This window comes from Streptomyces sp. 7R007, from assembly GCF_054850255.1.
The window spans coordinates 1-9,792 of sequence record NZ_JBTWMV010000109.1 but is presented as its reverse complement, the minus strand read 5'-3'; the positions used below and the strand labels follow the sequence as shown (position 1 = coordinate 9,792).

Genomic DNA, 9,792 nt, shown 5'->3' with positions numbered 1-9,792 from the left:
ACATCCCGCTCAGGCCCAACAAGCACCGACAACGAGCCGACCCGCACCGACGGATCCAGCGCCACGGCCTCCAGCACCTGTGCCAGACGCCGAGCCAGCAACTCCGCCGACGCCTCGTCGAACAGGTCCGCCGCCACCGTCACCGCACCGGAAAGACCGACCGGATTGCCGTCGGCGTCGAAGACCTCGGCTGCGGTCACGCTGAGATCGAACTTGGCCGGATCCTCGCCGGCGCCGACCCCGGACGCCCGCAGACCAGGCAGGTCGAGACCCGCCCGTTCGGTGTTCTGCATCGCGAGGGCAACCTGGAACAGAGGGTGCCGGGCCATGGAGCGTGCCGGGGCCAGCACCTCGACGAGGTACTCGAAGGACACATCCTGGTGGGCGAATGCAGACAGGCTCGTCTCACGTATCCGCTCCAGCAACTCGTCGAAGGTCGGGTTCCCCGACACGTCCGTCCGCAGCACCAGTGTGTTGACGAAGAAGCCGACCAAGTCGTCCAGCGCCTGATCCATACGACCGGCAATCGCGGCACCGATGGGGATGTCCGTGCCCGCGCCCAGCCGCGACAGAAGTGTCGCCATCGCCGCCTGGACGATCATGAACTGGGTGACGCCGCGCTCCTGGGCCAACGAGGCAAGACGGCGATAGGCCTCCGGCGAGAGGTCGAAGGCGGCGGTATGACCGCGGTGGCTCGGGGCTGCCGGGCGGTTGTGGTCCGTGGGAAGGGCGAGTTCTTCGGGCAGGCCCGCCAAGGCCTCGCGCCAGTAGGCGAGTTGGCGGGAGAGCACACTGTCCGGGTTGTCCTCCGACCCCAGCAACTCCCGCTGCCACAACGCGTAGTCCGCGTACTGCACCGGCAACGGCTCCCAACCCGGAACCTCACCCCGACACCGCGCCGCGTAAGCGGCAGACAGATCCCGGCCCAGCGGCGCCATCGACCAACCGTCCATCGCGATGTGGTGCACGACCAAGGCCAGGACGTGATCGTCGCAGGCCAGCCGGAACACACAGCCCCGGACCGGCACGTCCACCGACAGATCAAAGGTCTGGCCCATCGTCTCGGCCAACCGCGCGGGCAGTTCGGCCTCGGTCACCGGAACGAGCGGCAGGTCGAGGTCGACCTCTTCCACCGGAAGCACGCGCTGGTACGGGACGCCCTCGATCGCCGGGAAGACGGTTCGCAGCACCTCGTGCCGGTCCACGACATCGCGGAACGCGGACCGCAGGGCGCCGACGTCGAGGTCACCGGTCAGACGGACAGCGGTCGGATTCACATACGTCGTGCTTTCGCCCTCCAACTGAGCCAGGAACCACAGCCGTTGCTGTGCGAACGACAGCGGCACCCGCTCCGGACGCTCACGGACCGTCAACCCGATCCGAGCGACACCCGCCGACTGCAGAAGCTCCGCCAGGGCGGCCGGCGTCGGCGCCTCGAAGACCTCCCGAATGCCGAGCTCCACGCCCACCACTGCACGGATCCGGCTCACCAGCCGCACCGCCAGCAGCGAGTGCCCGCCAAGGGCGAAGAAGTCGTCGTCCACGCCGACCTGCTCCAGGCCCAGGACCTCGGCGAACGCCGAGCACACCATCTCCTCCACCGGAGTCGACGGCCCCCGACCCTCCAAGGCGGCCCGGTCCGGAGCAGGCAATGCCCTGCGGTCCAGTTTGCCGTTGACGGTCACCGGCAGGGCGTCCAGGACCACCACCGCCGAGGGCGTCATGTACGCCGGCAGACGATCCGCCGCATACGAGCGCACCAAGGCAGCCAGGTCTCCCTCAACAGGCTCCTCAGCCGCAACGACGTAGGCCACAAGCCGCCGATCACCCGGAACGTCCTCACGGGCGATCACCGCGGCCTGTCCCACCCCGCCGTGCGCTGCCACGACTGCCTGGACTTCGGCCGGCTCGATCCGGAAACCCCGGATCTTCACCTGCTCGTCCGCCCGCCCGACGAACACCAGGTTCCCGTCACCGGACCGTTTCACCACGTCGCCGGTCCGGTACATCCGCGACCCGTCCCCCGCAAAGGGGTCCGCCACGAACCGCTGCGACGTCAGGCCGGATCGGCCCAGATAGCCACGCGCCACCTGCGCGCCGGCCACATACAGCTCCCCTGCCACCCCCGTCGGCACGGGCTGGAGGGTGTCGTCGAGGACGAACATGCGCATGTTCGCGATCGGCCGCCCGATCGGCACCACATCCCCGACCTCATCCCCCTCCACCACCGTCAACGAGCAACACCCCACCACCGTCTCCGTCGGGCCGTACTCATTGACCACGACCGAACCCGGCGCCGCCCGCCACCACGACCGCACCACCGAACCCGTGAGCGCCTCACCCCCCACCACCCACCGACCCGCACACCCCTCCAGCACGCCCGCCGGCACCAACCCCGCCACCACCGGCAAATGCCCCGGCACCACCTTCACCACCGCCGACCGGCCACCGCCGGCCAGCACCTGCGACAAACCCTTGACACCACCCCCTCCCGCCACACACACCGCCGCACCCGACACCAACGGCACCACCACACTCGTCACCGTCAAATCAAACGACAACGACGAATGCAACACCCCACCCACACCACCAGCGACAACCCCGTACTCCCCCGCCGCCCACACCACATAATTCAGCAAACCACCCTGCGACACCCCCACACCCTTCGGCCGCCCCGACGACCCCGACGTATACATCACATACGCCAACTGATCGGCCAGCACCGCCACATCAGGCACCGCCGACGGCATCCCCGACACCACCCCCGCCGTCACCGCATCATCCACCGCCACCACCCGAGCCGCCCCCACCGGCAAATCCCCCAGCAACTCCTCCGAACCCAGCACCACCACCACACCACTGTCCGCCAACATGAACTCCAGCCGCTCCACCGGATACACCGGATCCAACGGCAAAAACGCCCCACCCGCCTTCCACACCGCCAACACTGACACCAACATCTCCACACCAGGCGTCAGACACAGGCCCACCACAACCTCAGGACCCACACCCTGCGCCCTCAAGTAATGCGCCAACCGGTTCGCCCGGGCATCCAACTCCCCGTACGTAACCCACACATCACCATCGATCACCGCGACCGCATCGGGCGCCCGCTCCACCCACCCCGCAATCAACTCCGGCACCCACACACCCGGCACCACCACACCCGTCTCATTCCACCCACCGACCAACAACCCCCACTCACCCACACCCAACACCGGCACCGCACCGACCCGCACCGACGGATCCAGCGCCACGGCCTCCAGCACCCGCGCCAGACGCCCCGCAAGCACCTCCGCCGACGCCTCGTCGAACAGGTCCGCCGCCACCGTCACGGCGCCGCGCAGGCCGGTTGGGGCGCCCTGGGCGTCGAAGACCTCGGAGGCCGTGACGCTCAGGTCGAACTTGGCCGGAGTCTCACCGTCGCCCATCCCCACGGCGCTCAGACCCTGCAGGTCCAGGCCGGCCCGTTCGGTGTTCTGCATGGTCAGGATCACTTGGAACAGGGGGTGCCGGGTCATGGAGCGTGCCGGGGCGAGTGCCTCGACGAGGTACTCGAAGGGCACGTCCTGGTGGGCGAAAGCCTCCAGGCTCGTCTCACGGACCCGCTCCAGCAGCTCACCGAAGGTCGGGTCCCCCGACACGTCCGTACGCAGCACCAGTGTGTTGACGAAGAAGCCGACCAAGTCGTCCAGCGCCTGATCCATACGACCGGCGACCGCAGCACCGATGGGGATGTCCGTGCCCGCGCCCAGCCGCGACAGCAGTGTCGCCATCGCCGCCTGGACGATCATGAACATGGTCACGCCGCGCTCCTGGGCGAGCGCGGCGAGACCTCGGTACGCGGCGGGCGATATATCGAAAGCAGCGGTGTATCCGCGGTATCCGGGCACCGCCGAACGGCTGCGGTCGGTGGGGAGGGTCAGCTCTTCCGGCAGGTCCGCCAAGGCCTCGCGCCAATAGGCGAGTTGGCGGGAGAGCACACTGTCCGGGTCATCCTCCGACCCCAGCAACTCCCGCTGCCACAACGCGTAGTCCGCGTACTGCACCGGCAACGGCTCCCAACCCGGAACCTCACCCCGACACCGCGCCGCGTAGGCCGCAGACAGATCCCGGCCCAGCGGCACCATCGACCAGCCGTCCGTGGCGATGTGATGCGTCATGAGCACCACGACGTGGTCGTCGGGGGACAGTTGGAACACCCGGCCCCGGATCGGCACCTCGACCGACAGATCGAAGGTCTGGTGCGTCACCTCACCCAGCAGCGCCGGCAGTTCCCTCTCGGTCGTCGGCACCACCGGCAGGTCGACAACGACCTCGTCGATGGGCAGAACACGCTGATACGGCACACCATCCAGCGCCGGAAAGACCGTGCGCAGGGCCTCGTGCCGGTCCACCACGTCCCGGAACGCCGACCGCAGGGCGCCGACGTCGAGGTCACCGGTCAGACGAAGAACGAGCGGGTTCACGTACGTCGTGCTCTCGCCCTCCAACTGAGCCAGGAACCACAGCCGTTGCTGGGCAAACGACAACGGCACCCGCTCCGGACGCTCACCCGCGGTCAGCGCGGCGCGCGCCGCACCTGCCAGGGGCAGCCTCAGCGCCAGCCCCGACACCGTCGGTGCCTCGAACACCGTCCGCACCGCCACCTCAGCGCCCAGCACCCCGCGAATGCGACTCACCAGCCGCGTCGCCAACAGCGAATGCCCACCCAGCGCAAAGAAATCGTCGTCCACCCCCACCCGCTCCAGGCCCAGCACGGACGCAAACACCGAGCACAGCAACTCCTCCACCACCGTGGACGGGCCATGACCGGACGACACCACATACTCCGGAGCCGGCAACGACCTGCGATCCAGCTTCCCGTTCACCGTCAACGGCAGCGCGTCCAAAAGCACCACCGCCGACGGCACCACGTACTCCGGGAGCCGATCAGCCGCGAACGACCGGATCTCGGAAGGCAGTTCGGACCCCCCGTCGCCGACCGCAACGACGTAGGCGACCAGGCGCCTGTCCCCCGGCACGTCCTCCCGGACCACTACCGCTGCCTGAGAGACGCACGGGTGGGCGGCCACCGCGGTCTCGACCTCGCCCAGCTCGATCCGGAATCCGCGGATCTTCACCTGGTCGTCGGCGCGGCCGGCGAACACGAGGTTTCCGTCCGGGCTCCATCGCGCCACGTCCCCGGTGCGGTACAGGCGAGTCCCGTCGGGGCCGAAGGGGTCCGCCACGAAGCGGGACGAGGTGAGGCCGGGCCGGTTCAGATAGCCACGGGCCACTCCGGCGCCGGCCACGTACAGCTCTCCGGCCACCCCGACGGGCACCGGCTGAAGGAAGTCGTCGAGGACATACACCCGGGTGTTGGCGATCGGCGATCCGATGGCCACCTCGGTCGCGGCCGGATCGCATCGCCAGGCCGCGGCGTCGACGGTCGTCTCGGTCGGACCGTAGCTGTTGTAGAGCACCCGGTTCCGGGACCAGCGTGTCATCAGGTCCGTCGGCAACGCCTCGCCGCCGGCGTCCAGGAGGACACGCTCGCGCACGGCCTCCGGGTCGAGTGTCGCCAGCACCGCCGGGGGCATCGGCGCGTGGGTGACCTCCTGCCAGGCCAGCAGCCCCGCGAACTCCGCACCCGTGCGGGACCCGGCCGGGACGACCACCAGCGACGCTCCCGATGTGAGCGTCACCGACCAGTCCGAGCAGAACTGGTCGAAGCCGGCCGAGGCGAACTGCGCCAACCGGTGGCCCGGGCTCATCCCGTACCGGGCACGCACCGCCCGTACCAGGTTCGCGAAGCCTTCGTGCGACAGCACCACGCCCTTGGGTACGCCGGTGGAGCCGGAGGTGTAGATCACGTACGCCGGTTGCGCTGCGGCCGGCCCGACGCCGGGGTCCTCGGGGAGGAAGGCGGCCACGGCGGCCATCGTGGACACGTCGTCCAGCAGCACCGTCGGCGTCGTGGCCTCCGGCGGCAGCGTCCGGACGAGATCCGACACCGTCACCACGCACACCGGGGCCGCGTCGTCCAGCATGAAGCCGATGCGCTCGGCCGGGTGGTCGGGATCCAGCGACACATAGGCCCCGCCCGCCTTCAGCACGGCGAGGACCGCAACGAACAGATCCGCGCCGCGCGGTAGGCACAGACCCACCACGGACTCCGGGCCCACTCCCCGCGCCGCAAGGAATCCTGCCAGACGGTTGGCTCGGGCGTTCAGCTCGCCGTAAGTGACGACGGTGTCGCCGTCGATCACCGCGACCGTGTCGGGTGTGCGCGAGGCCTGTGCCGTGAACATGTCCGGCACGAGGGTCTCCGGGATGTCCTCCGCCGTCTCGTTCCAGGCGTTGAGGACATGGGCGCGTTCCACGTCGTCGAGGACCGGCAGGGAGCGCACGCGGATCGACGGCTCCAGGGCGACCGCCTCCAGCACCCGCACCAGACGCTGCGCGAGGACGCCCGCCGACGCCTCGTCGAACAGGTCCGCCGCCACCGTCACCGCGCCGCGCAGCCCGACGGGCGCCCCGCCCGCACCGAACACCTCGGTGACCGCGACGCTCAGATCGAACTGGGCCGGAGGCTCACCGGGCCCGAGGCCACGCGCCTGCAGGCCCGCCAGCTCCAACGCCGATCGGCCGGTGTTCTGCATCGTCAACATGGTCTGGAACAGGGGCTGCCGGGACATCGAGCGGGTGGGGGCCAGCGCCTCCACGAGGTATTCGAACGGAACGTCCTGGTGGGCGAACGCCGACAGGTTGACATCCCGGACCCGGTGCAGGAGTTCGGCGAAGGTCGGGTCGCCCGACACATCCGTACGGAGCACCAAGGTGTTGACGAAGAAGCCCACCAGATCGTCGAGGTCCTGCTCCACACGGCCTGCGATCGGCGAGCCGATCGGAATGTCCGTGCCCGCACCCAGCCGGGACAGCAGTGCCCCCAGCGCGGCCTGCACCACCATGAACATCGTCACGCCCTGTCGGCGGGCCAACACCCGGAGGCCCTCGAACGCCTCGGCCGACACCTCCAGGCCGGCGGTGTGACCGCGGTAGCTCGGCTCCGCCGGGCGGCTGTGGTCCGTGGGCAGCGTCAGTTCCTCCGGTGCTCCGGCCAACGTCTCGCGCCAGTAGGCGGTCTGCCTGGAGAGCACACTGTCCGGGTCCTCCTCCGAGCCCAGCAGTTCGCGCTGCCACAACGCGTAGTCGGCGTACTGCACCGGCAACGGCTCCCAGTCCGGGACAGCACCCCGGCACCGGGCCCCGTAGGCCGTCGACAGGTCGCGCGCCAACGGCGCCATCGACCACCCGTCCATGGCGATGTGATGCATCGTCAGCAGTAGTACGTGGTCGCGTTCCCCGAGTCGGAACAACCGGCCCCGGATCGGGATCTCGGCCGCCAGGTCGAAGGGGCGGCTGACCGCTTCGGAGAGCAGGCCGGTGAGTTCGGTCTCGGTCGCCGGCACCACCGGCAGATCGAGGCCGGCTTCCTCGACCGTGAGCACGTGCTGGTACGGCACACCGTCCACCGCCGGGAAGACGGTCCGCAAAACCTCGTGCCGGTGAATGAGATCCTGCACCGCCAGCCTCATCGCCCCGGTGTCGAGTGCGCCCGCGAGACGCAGGGCGATGGGGTTCACGTAGGTCGTGCTCGGGCCCTCGAACTGGGCCAGGAACCACAGTCGCTGCTGCGCGAACGACACCGGAATCATCACAAGCCCTCCTGCTCGCGCCGGGGCCGCAACGGCGGCCTGGCACCCTTCGTCTCACCGAGGCGGTCCACCAGATCGGCGACCGTGGGTCCTTCGAACACCGTTCGTATCGACACCTCCGCGCCCGACACGGCGCGGATCCGGCTCACCAGCCGCATCGCCAGCAGCGAATGCCCACCCAGCGCGAAGAAGTCGTCGTCCACGCCGACCCGTTCCAGGCCGAGAATCTCGGCGAACACCGTGCACAGCATCCGTTCGCGCGGTGTTGTCGGCTCGCGGCCCACCGCGCGAGCGGCGAAGTCCGGCGCGGGCAGGCTCTGCCTGTCCACCTTGCCGTGCCGGGTCATGGGCAGCGCGTCCAACACCATCACCGCGGCCGGCACCATGTATTCCGGCAGACGCTCGGCGACGAAGGAGCGGACGTCGACGGGCAGGTCACCGCCCAATCCGTCGCCTACGTCGTCCGCGAGGACGACGTAGGCGATCAGACGCTTGTCGTCCGGTGCGTCCTCGCGGACGACGACCGTGGTCTGCGAGACCCGCGGATGCGAGGTCACCACGGCTTCGACCTCGCCGGGTTCGATGCGGTGACCGCGGATCTTCACCTGCGCGTCGGCCCGGCCGACGAAGAGCAGATGGCCGTCCTCGGTCCAGCGCACCACGTCTCCGGTCCGGTACATCCGCTCACCGTCCGCGAACGGGCAGGCCACGAACCGTTCCGCGGTCAGCTCCGGCCGGCCCGCGTAGCCGCGCGCCAGACCGGCGCCGGCGATGTACAGCTCGCCTGCCACGCGCGCGGGCACCGGCCGCAGGAACTCGTCCAGTACGTACACCCGCATGTTGTCCAGCGGGCGCCCGATCGGTATGGAGAGCGGCAGTTGTGCGTCTGCCTCGATGCGATGGCAGGTGGCGTACGTGGTCGTCTCGGTGGGACCGTACCCGTCGACGACGACCAGGCCGGGGCAGGCGTCCCGGATGCGCCGGACCGCGTCCGCCTGCACGACGTCGCCGCCGACCCACACCTCACACAGGCCGTCCAGGCAGTCCGGATCGTCCTGGGCGAACAGGTGGAACAGTGGGGCCGTCAGCATCATCGCGGTGATGCCGTGTCGGGCGACCAGGTCACGTACCGACTCCGCGGTGACGGCCCCTGGCTGCGCGACGACCACCGTACCGCCCGACAGCAGCGGCGCCCACAACTCGTATGTCGACGCATCGAACGTCACCGGAGAGTGCAGCAGCACGCACTCGTGCCCCCGGGCGAACCGGCTGTCGGTGGCCAGCGCCACCACGTCCGCGTGCGTGATCTCCACTCCCTTGGGCACGCCTGTCGAGCCGGAGGTGTACATCACGTAGGCCAGGTCGTCCGGGCCCGTCACGCTCTCCACGGCACCGTCCGCGCCAGTCAGCAGCTCGCGGGCCGACACCGTGCGCTCCGCCGATTCCCGCGGTCCGCGGTCCGTGACCACCAGGGCGGTCCCCTCCAGGACCGTCCGGGCGCGCCTCTCGGGCCAGTCCGGGTCCACCGGTAGGAATCCGGCTCCCGCTTTGCAGACACCCAGCAGTACGGCCACCAGATCGGCCGACCGATCCATCACCACGCCCACCAGAGATCCTCGGCCGACACCACGCCCCACCAGGCCGCAGGCGACGCGGTCAGCGACCAGGTTCAGCTCGGCGTAGGTCCACCGCCGGTCCTTGCCGACGACGGCGACCGCATCCGGAGTGTTTGCCGCCTGGGCCTCGAACCGCTCCGGGAGCGAGCCGGACCGAGCCGGTCGCGCGGTGTCGTTCCAGCCGTGCACGATCATGTCGTGTTCGGCCTCGTCGAGCACCGGTACGGCGCTGACCCGAACGCCCGGATCCAGCGCCACCGCCTCCAGCACCCGCACCAGGCGGCATGCGAAGTCCCGCGCGAATGCCCTGTCGAACAGGTCCGCCGCGACCGTCAGCGAGCCCCGCAGTCCCATCGAGGTGCCCTCGGCGTCCAGGACCTCCGACACCGACAGGTCCAGATCGAACTTGGCCGCCTCCCGCTCAGTCAGCACACCGGAGGTGCGCAAACCCGGGAGGTCGAGGCCGGCCGGGGCGT

2 protein-coding genes are annotated in these 9,792 nt (G+C 69.8%); both read right to left on the bottom strand.

What is annotated here, in order from left to right:
• Positions 1-7,691, bottom strand: a 7,691-nt coding sequence (locus ACYF6T_RS43935) for an amino acid adenylation domain-containing protein (protein ID WP_461703597.1), incomplete at its 3' end; no start/stop codon positions are given.
• 8 nt (positions 7,692-7,699) lie between these two features.
• On the bottom strand, positions 7,700-9,792 hold a 2,093-nt coding region (locus ACYF6T_RS43930; protein WP_461703596.1), incomplete at its 5' end, for a non-ribosomal peptide synthetase.